The organism is Leifsonia sp. GW821-FHT13C05 (assembly GCF_058806515.1).
The window spans coordinates 192,996-208,895 of the sequence record NZ_JBXAPT010000007.1; the positions used below are offsets into that span (position 1 = coordinate 192,996).

The 15,900-nt window shown below is 70.8% G+C and carries 17 protein-coding genes; 11 read left to right on the plus strand and 6 right to left on the minus strand.

Annotated features, from left to right (window positions below; genetic code table 11):
- Window positions 1-4 precede the first annotated feature (4 nt).
- The 4 genes from AC1ROC_RS17625 to AC1ROC_RS17640 form a co-directional block, all read right to left on the minus strand.
- Window positions 5-1,291 carry an alpha/beta hydrolase gene (locus tag AC1ROC_RS17625; protein ID WP_085367603.1) on the minus strand — a complete coding sequence of 429 codons (1,287 nt, stop codon included), beginning with the start codon at window positions 1,289-1,291 and terminating at the stop codon, window positions 5-7.
- Between the two features lie 91 nt (window positions 1,292-1,382).
- A complete protein-coding gene (locus tag AC1ROC_RS17630) occupies window positions 1,383-2,771 on the minus strand; it encodes a glycine--tRNA ligase (protein WP_493001731.1) in 1,389 nt (462 codons plus the stop codon).
- A 96-nt stretch (window positions 2,772-2,867) separates the two neighbouring features.
- Complete coding sequence (locus tag AC1ROC_RS17635) at window positions 2,868-3,476, minus strand: GNAT family N-acetyltransferase (RefSeq protein ID WP_247597239.1); 609 nt, start codon at window positions 3,474-3,476, stop codon at window positions 2,868-2,870.
- Between the two features lie 21 nt (window positions 3,477-3,497).
- A complete protein-coding gene (locus AC1ROC_RS17640) occupies window positions 3,498-4,799 on the minus strand; it encodes a glutamyl-tRNA reductase (protein WP_493001732.1) in 1,302 nt (433 codons plus the stop codon).
- Between the two features lie 50 nt (window positions 4,800-4,849).
- Between AC1ROC_RS17640 and hemE the strand changes: the two genes are divergently transcribed.
- From hemE to hemL, 11 genes are all read left to right on the plus strand, one after another.
- Entirely contained in the window at window positions 4,850-6,019 is a 1,170-nt protein-coding gene (gene hemE, locus AC1ROC_RS17645) for a uroporphyrinogen decarboxylase (RefSeq protein WP_493001733.1), read from the plus strand.
- Window positions 6,016-7,599 carry a protoporphyrinogen/coproporphyrinogen oxidase gene (locus AC1ROC_RS17650; RefSeq protein WP_493001734.1) on the plus strand — a complete coding sequence of 528 codons (1,584 nt, stop codon included), beginning with the start codon at window positions 6,016-6,018 and terminating at the stop codon, window positions 7,597-7,599. Before hemE ends, AC1ROC_RS17650 begins: the two co-directional genes overlap by 4 nt.
- Window positions 7,600-7,614: 15 nt before the next feature.
- A complete protein-coding gene (locus tag AC1ROC_RS17655) occupies window positions 7,615-7,941 on the plus strand; it encodes a hypothetical protein (protein WP_493001735.1) in 327 nt (108 codons plus the stop codon).
- Window positions 7,942-7,966: 25 nt separating this feature from the next.
- Window positions 7,967-8,377, plus strand: a complete 411-nt coding sequence (locus AC1ROC_RS17660) for a phage holin family protein (RefSeq protein ID WP_168688349.1) — start codon at window positions 7,967-7,969, stop codon at window positions 8,375-8,377.
- Window positions 8,367-8,582: a DUF3618 domain-containing protein gene (locus AC1ROC_RS17665; RefSeq protein ID WP_085367610.1), complete on the plus strand. Its 216-nt coding sequence runs from the start codon at window positions 8,367-8,369 to the stop codon at window positions 8,580-8,582. The genes AC1ROC_RS17660 and AC1ROC_RS17665 overlap by 11 nt, the downstream gene beginning before the upstream one ends.
- A 71-nt stretch (window positions 8,583-8,653) precedes the next feature.
- Window positions 8,654-9,409 carry a hydrogen peroxide-dependent heme synthase gene (gene hemQ, locus AC1ROC_RS17670; RefSeq protein WP_085367611.1) on the plus strand — a complete coding sequence of 252 codons (756 nt, stop codon included), beginning with the start codon at window positions 8,654-8,656 and terminating at the stop codon, window positions 9,407-9,409.
- Entirely contained in the window at window positions 9,406-10,587 is a 1,182-nt protein-coding gene (locus tag AC1ROC_RS17675) for a ferrochelatase (RefSeq protein ID WP_168688350.1), read from the plus strand. The genes hemQ and AC1ROC_RS17675 overlap by 4 nt, the downstream gene beginning before the upstream one ends.
- Window positions 10,584-11,585: a hydroxymethylbilane synthase gene (hemC, locus tag AC1ROC_RS17680; protein WP_493001736.1), complete on the plus strand. Its 1,002-nt coding sequence runs from the start codon at window positions 10,584-10,586 to the stop codon at window positions 11,583-11,585. Before AC1ROC_RS17675 ends, hemC begins: the two co-directional genes overlap by 4 nt.
- Window positions 11,582-12,364, plus strand: a complete 783-nt coding sequence (locus tag AC1ROC_RS17685) for a uroporphyrinogen-III synthase (protein WP_493001737.1) — start codon at window positions 11,582-11,584, stop codon at window positions 12,362-12,364. The genes hemC and AC1ROC_RS17685 overlap by 4 nt, the downstream gene beginning before the upstream one ends.
- 77 nt (window positions 12,365-12,441) lie before the next feature.
- The gene (gene hemB / locus AC1ROC_RS17690; RefSeq protein WP_493001754.1) at window positions 12,442-13,416 is read left to right on the plus strand and encodes a porphobilinogen synthase; all 975 of its coding nucleotides are present in this window, start codon (window positions 12,442-12,444) and stop codon (window positions 13,414-13,416) included.
- Entirely contained in the window at window positions 13,413-14,753 is a 1,341-nt protein-coding gene (gene hemL / locus AC1ROC_RS17695) for a glutamate-1-semialdehyde 2,1-aminomutase (RefSeq protein ID WP_085367674.1), read from the plus strand. The genes hemB and hemL overlap by 4 nt, the downstream gene beginning before the upstream one ends.
- 60 nt (window positions 14,754-14,813) lie before the next feature.
- Here hemL and AC1ROC_RS17700 read toward each other — a convergent pair whose 3' ends face one another.
- Window positions 14,814-15,605: an alpha/beta fold hydrolase gene (locus tag AC1ROC_RS17700; protein WP_493001738.1), complete on the minus strand. Its 792-nt coding sequence runs from the start codon at window positions 15,603-15,605 to the stop codon at window positions 14,814-14,816.
- Between the two features lie 37 nt (window positions 15,606-15,642).
- Entirely contained in the window at window positions 15,643-15,879 is a 237-nt protein-coding gene (locus AC1ROC_RS17705) for a hypothetical protein (RefSeq protein ID WP_085367616.1), read from the minus strand.
- Window positions 15,880-15,900 lie beyond the last annotated feature (21 nt).

Sequence of the window (15,900 nt, forward strand, 5' to 3'; positions counted from 1 at the left end):
GATCTCACTGTCGGCTCAATCCGAGAAGCGGGTAGAGGATCTCGAAGTCCTTGGTCAGGCCGCCGTCGAGCGCGTCGACCACGTGGCCGGCGGCCGGGACGACGTAGTAGGTCGTGCGCATCCCGGCGGCCTCGGCGGCCTGCGCGTTCCGTTCCACGCCGGGGATGAAGGTCGGGTCGTTGCCGCCGACCGTGAACACCGCCGTCAGGTTCGCGTATCGTCCGGGGTTCGCCGCGAGGATCGAGGTCGGCTTGGCCGCGTCGAACGCCGCGGTGCTCCCGCCGAACACCTGGTCGATGGTCTGCCGCTGGATCTCGACGCCGGGGTACTCGTCGCCCGAGACCACCAGCAGGTTGCCGTACTGGTCCGGATGCTCGGCCGCGTACTTAAACGCGCACGCCCCTCCGTTGGAGTACCCGCCGATGGTCCACGCCGCCGGCGAGTGGAGCACGTTGAGATGCGTCCGGATCCAGGCCGGGACGTCCTTCGTGATGTACGTCTCCGCCGCGCCGAACGTGTTCGAGTCCTCGCACGCCGGGTCGCCCTTCGTGCCGATCTGGTCGGCGACGACCGCGATCGGAGCGAGCCCCTGGTGCTCGGCGGCGTACGTGTCGAGCACGCCGCCGATGTACTCCGGGTCCGGGTTGCCCGGGTAGCCCATCATGAAGATCACCACGGGTAGCCGTGGCGGGTTCTTCACCAGGGCGGCGGGCGGCAGGTAGATGCCAGCCGGCCTGGCGTCGAAGCCGCTGGACGGGATCACCTGACTGCCCTGCTGACCGGTCTTGGGCATGTCCGCCGGCGGCTTCCACGTCTCGTACAGCGGCTGCGTGGGGTCGGGCGCCGACGTGTTCACCGGCTGGTCGATGTCGATCTTCCCGGCCGTGCTGATCCCGAACAGCGAGCCGAGCGTCGGGTCGAGGCCGTAGTACGCGTTCACGCCGAGGGTTCCGGTGATGGCGAAGATCACGATCCCGATCAGCGCGAGCACCTTGCGCCACCAGTGCGACGCCCACAGGTTCACCAGCGCCAGCCCGAGAGCGGCGAAGGTGCCCATCAGCCAGAAGGCCACCTGCCGGGGCAGCGGGGTCCCGAACACGTCGAGCGCGTTGACGAGGAAGAACAGGGCGACCGCGACCACCGCGCCCCCGAGCATCCCGAGCAGTGCGGTGACGATCCAGCGCGGCGTCGGCCTCCGGATGAGGAGGTACAGCACGAAGGCGGCGCTCGCCACCAGAAAGGTCGCGTAGACCGGTCCGTCGATGATGCGGATGCCCCAGAGGACGTCCATCGCCCCTCTCCCGATCTCCTCGCGGTTCGTGGCACCACCCTAGTGGTGCCACGAACGGCTCGGCTATCGGTGGGCGCCGGGCGTGGCGCGCCTAGATCTCTTTGAGGCGCTTCGCCAGGTATTCGTCGAGCTGGTCGATCGGGATGCGCTCCTGCTGCATCGTGTCGCGGTCGCGGACCGTGACGGCGTTGTCTTCGAGCGAGTCGAAGTCGACCGTGACGCAGAGCGGCGTGCCGATCTCGTCCTGGCGACGGTAGCGGCGGCCGATCGCCCCGGAGTCGTCGAAGTCGACGTTGCGGCGCTTGCGCAGGTGGTCGGCGAGCGACCGGGCCAGCGGTGAGAGCGCCTCGTTGCGGGAGAGCGGGAGCACGGCGACCTTCACCGGCGCGAGGCGCGGGTCGAGGTGCAGGACCGTGCGCTTGTCGGTCTTGCCCTTGGCGTTCGGCACCTCCTCCTCGTCGTACGCGTCGACCAGGAACGCCATCAGCGCGCGGGTGAGACCGAACGACGGCTCGATCACATACGGGACGTAGCGCTCGTTCTTGTTCTGGTCGAAGTAGCTCAGGTCTTTGCCCGAGTTCTCGATGTGCGTCTTGAGGTCGTAGTCGGTGCGGTTGGCGACACCCATCAGCTCGCCCCACTCGTTGCCGGTGAAGTTGAACTTGTACTCGATGTCGACGGTGCGCTTCGAGTAGTGCGCCAGCTTGTCTTTGGGGTGCTCGAACCAGCGGATGTTCTCCGGGGTCATGCCGAGCTCGATGAACCAGTTCCAGCTCAGGTCCATCCAGGTCTGCTGCCACTCCTCGTCCGTGCCGGGCTCGACGAAGAACTCGATCTCCATCTGTTCGAACTCGCGGGTGCGGAAGATGAAGTTCCCCGGCGTGATCTCGTTGCGGAACGCCTTGCCGATCTGGCCGATGCCGAACGGGGGCTTCTTGCGCGCCGTCTGCAGCACGGCGGCGAAGTCGGTGAAGATGCCCTGCGCCGTCTCCGGGCGGAGGTAGTGCACGCCGGACTCGTCGTCGACGACGCCGAGGTAGGTCTTCATCAGACCGGAGAACTGGCGGATCTCCGTCCACTGGCCCACCTTGTCCGGGTGGTCGGGGTCCGGGATGTCTGCGAGGCCGTTCTCCGGCGGGTGGCCGTGCTTCGCCTCGTACGCCTCGAACAGGTGGTCCGCGCGGTAGCGCTTGTGGGTGATGAGCGACTCGGTGAGGGGGTCGCTGAACACCTTGACGTGTCCGGACGCCTCCCACACGGCGGTCGGCAGGATGATCGCGGAGTCGAGGCCGACCATGTCGCCGCGGCCGCGCACGAACGCGTTCCACCACTCGCGCTTGATGTTCTCTTTGAGCTCGACGCCGAGGGGGCCGTAGTCCCAGGCGGAGCGCGTTCCGCCGTAGATGTCGCCGGAGGGGAACACGAAGCCGCGGTGCTGCGCCAGCGTGATTACCGAATCGAGTCGTGACTGTTCAGCCAATGGTGCTCCCTGTGTCCTGCGAGTTGTGGGGTGTTCCGGGACGCGGCCCGCCCGACAATCCTATCGACCATGCCCGGGATGCACGGGGCGCGGTGGTCAGCGGGCGCGGTACTCCGAGTCCAGCAGCCCGTAGATCGCGGTGTCTCCCCACTCGCCCTTGAAGATCTCGTTCTGGCGCAGGAGTGCCTCCTGGCGCATCCCGAGCCGTTCGCAGAGCCGCGCGGACGCCTCGTTGCGGGGGTCGAGCTGGGCGAAGACGCGGTGGGCGCCGAGCGTGCCGAAGCAGATGTCGAGCACGCGCTCCGCCGCCTCCGTCGCGTAGCCGCGGCCGTGCACGGCCGGATGGAACACCCAGCCGATCTCGACCTGCCCGTGCTCCTTGCTCTTGAGGAAGATGCTCATGTCGCCGACCACCCGGCCGTGCCCGCCCTCCGGGTCGGGGAGCTCGACGGCGTAGACCAGGCCGTCGCCGTCTTCCGAGAGCTGGTTCATCGCGAGCCGCTTCTTCAGGTGCTTGGCCGACTCCTCGTGGTCGTGCACCTCCCAGTAGAGGTAGCGGACGACGTCTTTGCGTTTCTGGTACTCGTGCACGTCGTCGAGGTCGCCGGTGTTGAGCGGGCGCAGCAGCAGCCGTTCGGTGCGCAGCTCCTCCGCGGAGTACGGCAGCCCTGTCGCGCCGTGGGGGTCGTCAGCCGCTTCGCTCACGGTTCCTCCTCGTGGTTGTGGTCAGGATGCGGCGCTCTCGTCGCCGACCGCGCGCAGGCGGCGCTCGGCGACATCGCCGATGTCGAGTCCGTAGAGCGCGTTCGCGGCGTCGACGAACGACTGCGCCTGGCCGTCGCGGGCCAGTTCGCGGGCGCGGACGGACGGGGTGTGCAGGAGGACACCGGCCAGGTGCCGCAGTGCGGCCTCGGTCTGCTCGCTGGAGCCCCCTCGTCCGCGGGCCCGCTCGATCTCCGCATCCAGGATGTCGAAGATGTGGCCGCGCAGGGCGACGAGGGCGGGGGTGACGGCCTGCTCGGCGGACTGGGCGGCGAACTCGGCGGCGGCAGCGCCGACGATGCTGCGCGCATCCTCCGCGGCGTTCAGCTCTTCGAGCGGTGCGTGCCTGCTGATGGTCTCCAGGTCGAGCAGTTCGGCGCCGTGCAGCTCCGCGACGGCGGCGTCGACGTTGCGGGGGAGACCGAGGTCGATGATGAGGCGGCGCTCGACGGCCTCCGGGCGCAGCAGCGCCTGGGCGAGCTGCGGCTTGGTGAGGATGGGGTCCGTCGCGATGCTGCAGGTGACGACGAGGTCGCTGGTGGCGAGCGCATCCAACAGGTAGCCGGGCTCCACGGGCTCGATGGCGTGCGACACGGCGAACTTGGCCGCGCGACCGGACGGCGAGAACACGCGCACGTCCGTCACGCCGCGGTCGCGCAGGGCGGCGAGGCTCGCTCCCGCGTACGCGCCGGTGCCGACCAGCAGCACGCGGGACGCCGACCAGTCGGTCACGCGGCTCTCCGCGAGGTCGAGGGCCAGGCGCACCATCGAACGGCCTGCGGTGGTGATCCCGGTGCGGTTCTTCACGCCCCTGGAGGTGCGGGATGCGCCCTGGAACAGTCGTTCGAGCTCGCTGGTGACCGTGCCGGATGCGCGTGCGGCCTCGAGCGAGCGCCTCACCTGCCCGGCGATCTCGCCCTCGCCGACCACGACGGATTCGAGCCCGGAGGAGACGGCGAACAGGTGCTCGGCGACGCCGTGGTCGCAGATCACGGTGCTCGACGCGCGCAGTTCGTCCGCGTCGATCCCGGATGCGGCGCTCACGGCCTCGATGACCGTCTCCGCGGACACGGCGCGGGCGGCGGGCAGCGGCTCGTCGATGTCGAGGTACGCCTCGAAGCGGTTGCAGGTGGCTAGGACGACCGACCCGCTGATGACCTCGCTGTGCTCCGCGAGTGCGGCGGTCACGGCCGGAGCGTTTCGCTCGAGCCGTTCCAGGAGGTCGAAGTTCGCAGTGCGATGACTCGACGAGAAGCACAGAAGCACGCCAGAGAGCCTACGCTCGCCCGGGCAGAACCTCGAATCGGAAGCCGCTCATGCCGCGCGCTCAGGTTCGATTCCCTGCACTTTGGCAGAATCAGGGGGTGAACACCCTCGACCCGACCCATCCACTCGCCGCCGGACGCACCGCATCCAGTCGCCTCGTCCGCGCATACCAAGGGGAACGGCAGGCGGTGACACCCGTCTGGTTCATGCGCCAGGCAGGTCGATCGCTCCCCGAGTACCGCGAGCTGCGGGTCGGCACCCGGATGCTCGACGCCTGCCTCGACCCTGCGCTCGCCAGCGAGATCACGCTGCAGCCCGTGCGCCGTCACGGCGTCGACGCCGGCATCTTCTTCAGCGACATCGTCATCCCGCTGCGCCTCGCCGGCGTGGATGTGGACATCGTTCCGGGCAAGGGGCCCGTGCTCGGCAGCCCGGTCCGCACCGCGGAGGACGTGGACAGGCTCACCGCCGTCGACCCCGCCTCCCTCGACGCCGAGGTGTTCGCCCCGATCGCCGAGGCCGTGCGCATCACCATCGCCGAGCTGGGGGACACCCCGCTGATCGGCTTCGCGGGGGCCCCGTTCACGCTCGCCGCGTACCTGGTCGAGGGCGGCCCGTCGAAGGACCACATCCGGGCACGCACGCTGATGCATGCCGATCCGGCAGCGTGGGCGAAGCTCATGGCCTGGACGGCGGACATCACCGGCGCCTTCCTCCGCGCGCAGGTGCTGGCCGGCGCGAGCGCCGCGCAGCTGTTCGACTCGTGGGCAGGCTCGCTGTCGCTGCAGGACTACACGGAGCACGTCGCCCCCGCATCCACCAGGGCGCTGTCGCACGTGCGCGACCTGACGTACGACGTGCCTGCGGCCGACGGGGCGGAGGGCGCGCAGACCCGCAACGTCCCGATCGTCCACTTCGGTGTCGGCACGGGCGAGCTGCTGAAGGCGATGCACGAGGTCGGGGCGGACGTGGTCGGCGTCGATTACCGCATCCCGCTGGACGAGGCGAGCCGTCGTCTGGGCCACGTCGTCCCCATCCAGGGCAACATCGATCCCGCCGTGCTCGACGCACCGTGGGAGGTGCTCGAAGCCCACGTCGTGGACGTGCTGGAGCGGGGAGTGGATGCGCCGTCGCACGTCCTCAACCTCGGCCACGGCGTGCCGCCGGAGACCGATCCCGCCGTGCTCACCCGCCTGGTCGAGTTCGTCCACAGCCGATGAACGCCGCGCAGGGCGACGACCTCCGCGACGACCTCCGCAGCGTCGTCGAGGCTCCACCGACCCGCATCGTGGTGATCGGCGGCGGCATGGCCGGCCTGGTCGCTGCGCGGGACTGCGCGCGGCCGGGCTTCTCCGTCACCCTGCTGGAGGCATCTGACGCGTGCGGCGGCTCCGTCGCCGCTCTCGACGTCGGCGGCATCACGGTCGACGCGGGCGCGGAGAGCTTCGCCACCCGCGGAGGACACGTCGCCGCGCTGATCGAGGAGCTCGGCCTGTCCGGCGACGTCGTCCAGCCCAACCCGGCCGGCGCGTGGGTGCGCTACGGGTCGCGCACCGTGCCGCTGCCCAAGGCCGGGCTGCTCGGCATCCCCAGTTCCCCTCTCGCCAGCGACGTGGTCGCCGCGATCGGCTGGGGCGGCGCGCTCCGCGCATACCTCGACCGGCTGATGCCGGTGCTCACCATCGGCAAGGAGAAACGCCTCGGCACACTCGTGCGCAAGCGCATGGGCGCGAAGGTGCTCGACCGCCTCGTCGCCCCGGTGGCGACCGGCGTGTACTCGGCCCAGCCGGACGACCTCGACGTGGATGTGGTCGCTCCCGGACTCAACAACGCCCTCACCCGGCTCGGCTCGCTCTCCGGAGCGGTCGGCGAGCTGCGCGCGAACGCGAAGGCGGGCAGCGCCGTCGGCGGCATCGACGGCGGGATGTGGCGCCTCCCCGCCGCGCTGGCCTCCGCCATCGCGGAGCACGGCGGCGTGCTGCGGACAGGAGCGCAGGTGGTCTCCGTCGAGCCGTGGGTCGCCCCGGACCCGGAGTCCGCGGAGACGGACGAGTCGACACCGCGGGGCGCAGACCCGGCCCAGGCCGCCGCCGAAGCCGCCGAAGCAGCCGACGCCCTCCCCGCTCGCTGGACCGTCCGCCTCGCCGACGGCGAGGAACTCCCGGCCGACGCAGTGATCCTCGCGACCCCGGCGCCCGCGGCCCTCGCCCTGCTGGCGACGGCGTCGCCGGAGCTCGCGCGGCTCTCCGAGCTCGACTGGCCGCCCGCATCCAGTGTCGAACTGGTGACGCTCGTCCTCACCGACCAACGCCTCTCCTCCGCCCCGCGCGGCACGGGAGTCCTCGTCTCCGACGCCGAGCGCTCCGACGTGTCCGCGAAGGCCATGACGCATTCGACGGCGAAGTGGGCCTGGCTCGCCGAAGCGGTCGGCACAGGCAGGCACGTCGTGCGCCTCTCCTACGGGCGGGCGGGTAAGTCGTCGGAGACCGCCGGACTCGACGACGTGGCGCTGCGTGCGCTCGCCGTGTCCGACGCATCCACTCTGCTGGACATTCCGCTCACGGAATCCGAGGTCGCCGCTTTCGCCCGCACCCGCTGGACGAACGCGCTCCCGTACGCCGCCCTCGGCGAGGGTGCGCGCATCGCAGCGGTCCGCGAGGCCGCGGACGCGGTCGAGGGGCTGGAGGTCACCGGCTCGTGGCTGACCGGCACCGGGCTCGCCTCCGTGGTCCCGGATGCGCGCCATTCGGCCGAGCGCGCCAGGGGGCTACGCTGGAAGGCACTGACCGAGAACCTTTGACGAACGGGGTGCGCAATGCGCGGAAAGCTTCTCTTCATCGCGGGCGCTGGCGTGGGCTACGTCCTCGGCACGCGTGCCGGACGTAACCGCTACGAGCAGATCAAGGCGGCCGCCGCCAAGGTCTGGGAGTCCGACGGCATCCAGAAGCAGGTGCACGCAGTCGAGGATTTCGTGGCCGCGAAGGCCGGTGAGGTTCCCGGCGCGGTGATCGACAGCGCGAAGAAGCTCATCGTGCAGGCCAACCAGCGCCGCCAGGAGTCGAAAGCGCCCGTTCCCGCGCCGGCCGCGGAGGCCGCGCTGAAGGCGGCGGACGGCTCAGCACCGGATGCCGATCGGGTTTGAGCGAAGCAGGAGTACGGTGACCGATATGACTGACGACGAACGCGCACGCTCGCGATCGCTGTTCGCGCTGATCGCCGACCTCCCGCGGCTGCTCATCGAGCTGCTGAAGGCCGAACTCGCCCACCTGAAGGCGGAGTTCGCCGAGAAGGCGAAATATGCCGGTGTCGGCATAGGCCTGATGGTCGTGGCCGCCGGATTCGGCTTCTTCGCACTCGGCACCCTCGTGGCCGCCGCCGTCCTGGGCCTGGCCGTCGTGCTGCCCGGCTGGCTGGCCGCGCTGATCGTGTTCGTGGCACTGCTGCTGCTGGCGGGCATCCTGGTGCTGATCGGGGTGCAGTCGTTCAAGAAGATGAACGGTGTCGCTCCGAGCCAGACGATCGACAGCATCAAGGAGGACACCGAGGCGTTCAAGGGGATGGGCAAGTATGACAACTGACACCAGCGACGTGCAGCGGGCCCGCAACGAACTCGCGGCCACCCTCGACGCGATCGAATACAAGCTCAACGTCCCCAAGCGCACGGCAGAGCGCATCGAGCGGCTGCGCACGGACAACCCCCTCGCGCTGGTCGGCATCGCCGTGGCCGCCGCAGCGGCGGTCGCAGGGGTGGTCTGGCTGATCGTCCGCTCCGTCACCAAGTGACGCGACGGGACGCATCCGGCTCTCACAGGGCTGTTTTGGCTCTCACAGGTTTGGGAGGGAGACTGTGAGGTATGACTAACCCGGCTGCCGCACCGGCAGATTCGAGCACCCCCAACGAAACACCGGCAACACACGAAGACGCTGACGCCGTCACCCCCAGCGGCTACACGCTCTGGGCCGTCCTGCGTCGCGACCCGTCCCGCCCGGACGACCTCGACGGCACAGACGTGCCCCGGGCGGTCCGGGAGCTCGAGGGCGTGATCGCCGACCTCGAACTGCAGAACGTGACCACCCGCGGTCTCTACGACGTCTCCGGCCTCCGCGCCGACGCCGACGTCATGATCTGGATCCACGGCCCGGAGGCGCACACCCTGCAGTGGGCGCTCCGCCAGCTGCGCCGCACGCAGCTCCTCAAGGCCCTCCTCCCCACCTGGAACGCCATGGGCGTGCACCGGGATGCGGAGTTCAACAAGTCGCACGTCCCCGGCTTCCTCCGCGGCAAGGAGCCGAAGGAGTGGCTGACGGTCTACCCGTTCGTGCGCAGCTACGAGTGGTACCTGCTGCCCGACGAGGAGCGCGGCCGGATGCTCTCCGAGCACGGACGCAAGGGTGCGGCGTTCCGCTCCGTCCTCGCAAACACGGTGGCGTCGTTCGCCCTCGGAGACTACGAGTGGATCCTGCCGCTCGAGTCCGACGAGCTGACCGACCTCGTCGACCTCATGCGCGACCTGCGCCAGACGGATGCGCGCCTGCACGTCCGCGAAGAGGTCCCGTTCTTCACCGGCCGCCGCGTGCAGCCCGCCGAGCTCGTGGAGGTGCTCCAGTGACCGACGTCGACACCACCGCCCGCGTCCTCGGCGCGACGCCGGCGGCGGCCTCCGGCCCCGAGCACGTGACCGAGCCCGTCGCCTACGACGCGATCCTGCTCGCCGGCTTCGGCGGTCCGGAGGGACAGGACGACGTCATCCCGTTCCTCCGCAACGTCACGCGTGGCCGCGGCATCCCGGAGGAGCGCCTCGAAGAGGTCGCCCACCACTACCGCCACTTCGGCGGCGTGAGCCCGATCAACGACCAGAACCGCGAACTCAAGGCGGCGCTGGAAGCCGAGCTGGCATCCCGAGGCATCGACCTGCCCGTGCTGTGGGGCAACCGCAACTGGGACCCGTACCTCAAGGACGCCCTCACCGAGGCGAACGAGCGCGGGCTGACGAAGATCATCGCCATCGCCACCAGCGCGTACTCGTCGTATTCGAGCTGCCGCCAGTATCGCGAGGACTTCGCGATGGCTCTCGAGGAGACCGGCCTCGAAGGCGTCATCGAGATCGACAAGGTGCGCCAGTTCTTCGACCACCCCGGTTTCGTCGAGCCGTTCATCGAGGGCGTGCGCAACGGCCTGGCCGAGATCGAGCAGAAGGTGCCGGGAATCGACCCGGCCACCGAGGTGGAGATCCTGTTCTCGACCCACTCCATCCCCTCGGTGGATGCGGCCAAGTCCGGCCCTGCCTCCCGCGGGTTCGGCGAGGGCGGCGCGTACGCGGCGCAGCACCTGGCTGTGGCGGAGGTCGTCGCCCAGGCGGCGACCGACGGCGTGGTGAAGTGGCAGCTGGTCTACCAGTCGCGCTCGGGCCCTCCGTCGATGCCGTGGCTGGAGCCGGACATCAACGACGCCATCGCCGAACTCCCGGCCAAGGGCATCCGTGCGGTCATCATCGTGCCCCTCGGGTTCGTCAGCGACCACATGGAGGTCCTCTGGGACCTCGACAACGAGGCGATGGAGTCCAGCGAGGAGAACGGCCTCGTCGCGGTCCGCGTCCCGACCCCCGGCACCCACCACAAGTACGTCTCCGGTCTCGTCGACCTGGTACTCGAACGCCGGGACGGCGTGCCCGTCGACCAGCGTCCGGCCATGACCTCGATCGGTCCCTGGTACGACGTCTGCCGTCCAGGGTGCTGCGAGAACGCCAGGCTCGGCTTCAAGCCGGCCGCCGCGGGGCTCGCGCCGTGACCGGCACGGTGAGCCGCGCATCCGGAGCTGTCGAGCGGCGTGACGGCGTGCTCCGCGTCGGCACCCGCGGCAGCGCTCTCGCCGTGGCGCAGACCACGGTCGTCGCGAATGCTATCGCCAAGGCGACCGGCCGCGACGTGGAGCTGATCACCGTGACCACCCACGGCGACACCTCCAGGGACTCGCTCTCGGAGCTGGGCGGCACCGGCGTGTTCGCCAGTGCACTCCGGGATGCGCTGCTCGCCGACGAGTGCGACCTCATCGTCCACTCGCTCAAAGACCTCCCGACCTCGCCCGTCGCCGGCCTCGTCATCGGCGCTGTGCCCAAGCGGGCAGACGCGCGCGACACCCTGTGCGCCCGCGACGGCCTCACGCTCGAGACGCTTCCCGACGGCGCCCGTGTCGGCACGGGTTCGCCGCGCCGCGTCGCCCAGTTGAAGGCCAGGCGCCCGGACCTCGACGTCGTGGACATCCGCGGCAACGTCGACACCCGGCTGGGCCGCGTCGCCGACGGCGACCTCGACGCCGTCGTGCTCGCCGCCGCCGGTCTCGCCCGGCTCGGCCGCTCAGACGCCGTCACGGACTTCTTCGCACTGTCGACCGTTCCGACGGCGCCCGGACAGGGCGCTCTCGCCATCGAGGTCCGCGCGGGAGACGAGAGGGCCCAGGGCCCGATCGCCAAGGCACTCTCGGCCGTCGACCACGTCACGACGCGCGCCTGCGTGACCGCGGAGCGACACGTCCTCGCCGGACTCGAGGCAGGATGCGCCGCACCGATCGGCGCGACCGCTATCGTGGACGACGGATTGCTCTTCCTCACCGCCACGGTCTACCGGCCGGACGGCTCGGAGCAGCTGACCGCATCCCATGCCGCCACCCCGGAATCGATGAGCGCACGCCACCTCGACGAGGCGGCACGCGACGTCGGCCAACGGGTGGTGGACGAACTGCTCGGCGCGGGGGCCGCCGACCTTGCACCGCTCGGGAGCACGCGATGACCACCCCTTCCGCTTCACCCAAACCGCTCGCCGGCTGGCGCGTCCTCGTGCCGCGCGGCGGGCCGTGGGGTGACTCGGTGGCCGCTGATCTGCGGTCCAAGGGTGCGTCCCCGATCGTCGCGGCCATGATCAACTTCGCGCCGACCGCCGATGCGCCCGCGCTCGAAGCGGCGCTCGCCCGGCTGGCGGCGGGCGAGTTCGACTGGATGACGGTCACCAGCGCCACGACGGTGGATGTGCTCAGCGCGCAGCGCGCCGCCGTCCCGCCGTCGACCAGGGTCGCCGCCGTCGGAGAGACCACGGCGGCCGCTCTCGCCGCCGCCGGCTACAAGGTCGACCTCGTCCCCTCCGAGGACAACTCGGCCCGCGGTCTGCTCGAGGAGTGGGAGGCCGCCACCGCCGGCATCGTTCCGCTCCGCGTGCTGACGCTGCGCTCTGAGATCGCGAAGCCGCTCCTCACCGAGGGCCTGAAGCGCATCGGCCACGACGTCGAATCCGTGGTCGCCTACCGAACCATCGGCGTCCCGGTGCCGGAGAACGTGGTGCGGGATGTGGCCGACGGGCTCGTGCAGGCCATCCTCGTCACCTCCGGATCGGTCGCCGAGCAGGTGCAGCAGCAGCTCGGCCCCATCCCCGAATCGACCCTGGTGGCCGCGATCGGCCCGCAGACCGCCCGCGACGCCCGCGCCTTCGGCCTCCGCGTCGACGTGATCGCCGCCGAACGCACCGCCACCTCCCTCATCGAGTCCCTCGTCGACGCCGCCCACGCCTCCGAATAACTTCTGCGCCCTGGGGCGCCCTCCGAAAGCTGGGAGGGGGCTCAGACGCGGGCGCGTAGGCTTGTGACGTGAGTGACGTGACGCATCCTGTTGTCCGACCACGACGCCTCCGGCAGTCTCCTGCCCTGCGCCGTCTGACCTCCGAGACCCGGCTCCATCCCGGCGAACTCATTCTTCCGATGTTCGTGCGCGAGGGGATCGGCGAGGCTCTGCCCATCCAGTCGATGCCCGGCGTCGTGCAGCACAGCATCGACTCCCTCAAGCGTGCAGCCACCGAGGCGGCCGAGGCAGGCGTCGGCGGCGTGATGCTGTTCGGCGTGCCGGAGACCCGGGATGCGACCGGCTCGGCCGCGACCGACCCGAACGGCATCCTCAACGTCGCCACCACCGCGCTGGCCGCCGAGGTGGGCGACGCGCTGGTCGTGCAGACCGACCTCTGCCTCGACGAGTTCACCGACCACGGCCACTGCGGCGTCCTGGATGCACAGGGCCACGTCGACAACGACGCCACCCTCCTCCGCTACCGCGACATGGCCGTCGCGCAGGCCGACGCCGGCTCGCAGCTGCTCGGCCTCAGCGGCATGATGGACGGCCAGGTCGCCGCCGTGCGCGACGCGCTCGACGGGGCAGGGCACACCGACACCGTCATCCTCGCCTACGCGGCCAAATACGCCTCCGCCTTCTACGGCCCGTTCCGCGAGGCCGTCGACTCCCAGCTGTCCGGCGACCGCCGCGCATACCAGCAGGACCCGGCCAACCGCCGCGAGGGCCTGCGCGAGGCGCGCCTCGACCTGGAGGAGGGCGCGGACATCCTCATGGTCAAGCCGGCTCTCAGCTACCTCGACGTCCTGAGCGACGTCGCCGCGATCAGCGACGTCCCCGTGTGGGCGTACCAGGTGTCCGGCGAGTACGCGATGGTCGAGGCCGCCGCAGCGAGCGGCTGGGTCGACCGCCGCCGCATCGTCGAGGAGACGCTGATCGGCGCCCGCCGGGCCGGAGCAGATGCCGTCATGACCTACTGGGCCACCGAGGTCGCGAGGTGGCTGCGATGAGCGACCTGGATGCTCTGGCGGACGGCGCAGCCATCGGCGACGTGAACCTGGCGCAGTTCGAGCGCGCCCAGCGGGTGATCCCCGGCGGCGTGAACTCGCCGGTGCGTGCCTTCCGCTCTGTCGGCGGCACCCCGCGGTTCATGGTGTCGGCGAGCGGTCCGTACATCACGGATGCGGAGGGCCGCGAGTACGTGGACCTCGTCGCGTCGTGGGGTCCCGCGATCCTGGGGCACGCGCATCCCGAGGTGGTCGCGGCTGTGCAGGCCGCCGCTGCGCGTGGGCTGTCGTTCGGCGCATCCACTCCGGCGGAGACCGAGCTGGCGGAAGCGGTGCTCGCCCGCGTGCCGTTCGTGGAGAAGCTGCGGCTCGTCTCGACCGGCACGGAAGCGACCATGACCGCCATCCGGCTCGCCCGCGGCTTCACCGGCCGCCCGCTGCTGATCAAGTTCGCCGGGCACTACCACGGCCACTCGGACAGCCTGCTCGCCGAGGCCGGCTCCGGCCTGGCGACGCTGGCGCTGCCCGGCTCGGCCGGGGTCACCGAGGCGACGGCCGCGCAGACGCTCGTGCTGCCGTACAACGACCTGGATGCGGTCCGCGCCGTCTTCGAGACGCACGGCCCGGACATCGCGGCCGTCATCACGGAGGCCGCCGCAGCGAACATGGGTGTCGTCCCACCGGACGCGGGCTTCAACGCAGCACTCGCCGACATCGCCCACGAGTTCGGCGCGCTGCTGATCCTGGATGAGGTGCTCACCGGCTTCCGCGTGAGTGACGCCGGATTCTGGGGACTGGACCGCGGGTACACGCCCGATCTGGTCACGTTCGGCAAGGTCATCGGCGGAGGGATGCCGCTGGCTGCTCTCGGCGGTCGCGCCGAGCTGATGGACTTCCTCGCGCCGACCGGCCCGGTCTATCAGGCGGGAACGCTGTCGGGGAACCCGGTCGCGGTCGCCGCCGGGCTCACCACGCTGGCGCTCGCCGACGAGGCGGTCTACGACCGGCTCGACCGCGTGGCGGACACGGTGTCGTCCGCGGTGTCCGACGCGCTGAGCACGGCGGGCGTCGCCCACCGGGTGCAGCGGGCGGGCAACCTGTTCAGCTTCGTGTTCGGCGACTTCGCCGAGGCGCCGCGGACCTACGCCGAGGTGCAGCGCCAGGAGGCGTACCGCTACCGCGACTTCTTCCACGCGATGCTCGACGCCGGCGTCTCCTTGCCGCCGAGCGTCTTCGAGGCCTGGTTCGTCACGGCCGCGCACGACGACGCGGCCGTCGACCGCATCCTCGCCGCGCTCCCGCGCGCCGCGGCTGCCGCCGCCTCCGCCCGCCCCGCCTGACCCCCGCCCGACCTGGCGAGATGCCAGTAACTGTCGCGAAACGCCCGGGATGCGCGACAGTTACTGGAGTCTCGTCGCCAGGAACCGGCGCACCGGAGGCGCGACGGCATCCGGGGCGAAGCTGTGGGTCTGGTCTTCGACCACCTCGAAGGCCGCGCCGGGGATCGCCGCGGCGAGTTCGCGCGCGCCGTACTGCAGGAACGCCGGGCTCGCCCCGCCCGCCAGCGTCAGCACCGGGATGCGCACCCGCTGCACGACATCGTCGGGCACCGCACTGTCTCCCATCGCCGCGTCGTCGTACGCCAGCGTGGGGGCGATGGCCTCCATGCCCGGCCACGCGGGGGAGTGGCGCATCCCGTCGATGGCCTGTTCCGGCATCCCGACCCTGGCGAGGAACAGCGCGACGGCGTCGCCGCGGCGACCGTCCGCCAGCGTCTCGGCGAGGTCGGCGGTGTACTGCCTGGCGGCGTCGAGAGCGGCATCCGGCATCAGCGGAGGCTCGTAGAGGACGACGGCCGAGATCCGCTCCGGACCGAGTGCGGCAGCCGCCCGCAGCAACAGCATCGCGCCGGACGACATCCCGAACGCGACAGCGGGGGCTCCCACGGCCTCGATCAGCGCGTCGATGTCCTCGATCTCCCTGTCCACCGAGAACGGCAGCGTGTCCGTGCTCCCGCCGCGCCCGCGCCTGTCGTACGCGACGGTCGTGAACGCGTCGGAGAGCTCGGGGGCGAGTTGGCTCGCCGAGCCTCCCCTGGATGACATCGCGCCCTCGACCAGGATCAGTGTCGGCCCGCTGCCGACCGCTTCGTAGCCGATGGTGGTGCCATCGGCAGAACTCGCAGTGCTCATGTGCCTTCCCTCCGCATCGCTTCCTCGCAACCGGCCATCACACGTCCGCGTCGGCCGCCGCCCTCTGCACAGACTCCACGAAGGAGTATGTCGCCTCGTTCGGCCAGCCGTCCGCATCCACCAGGGCGAACACGTCGAATGTCAGCTGGCCGCCGCCGCCCGCCGGTCGCCGCAGCGTGCGCGGCGGGGCGTCGGAGGCCGCGCGGACCGTGACGGTCTGCGGGGGAGCATCCCGTCGCAGCAGCCGGGCGCGGAAGGTGGTCGTGCGGGTCACACGACCACCATCTCACATGCC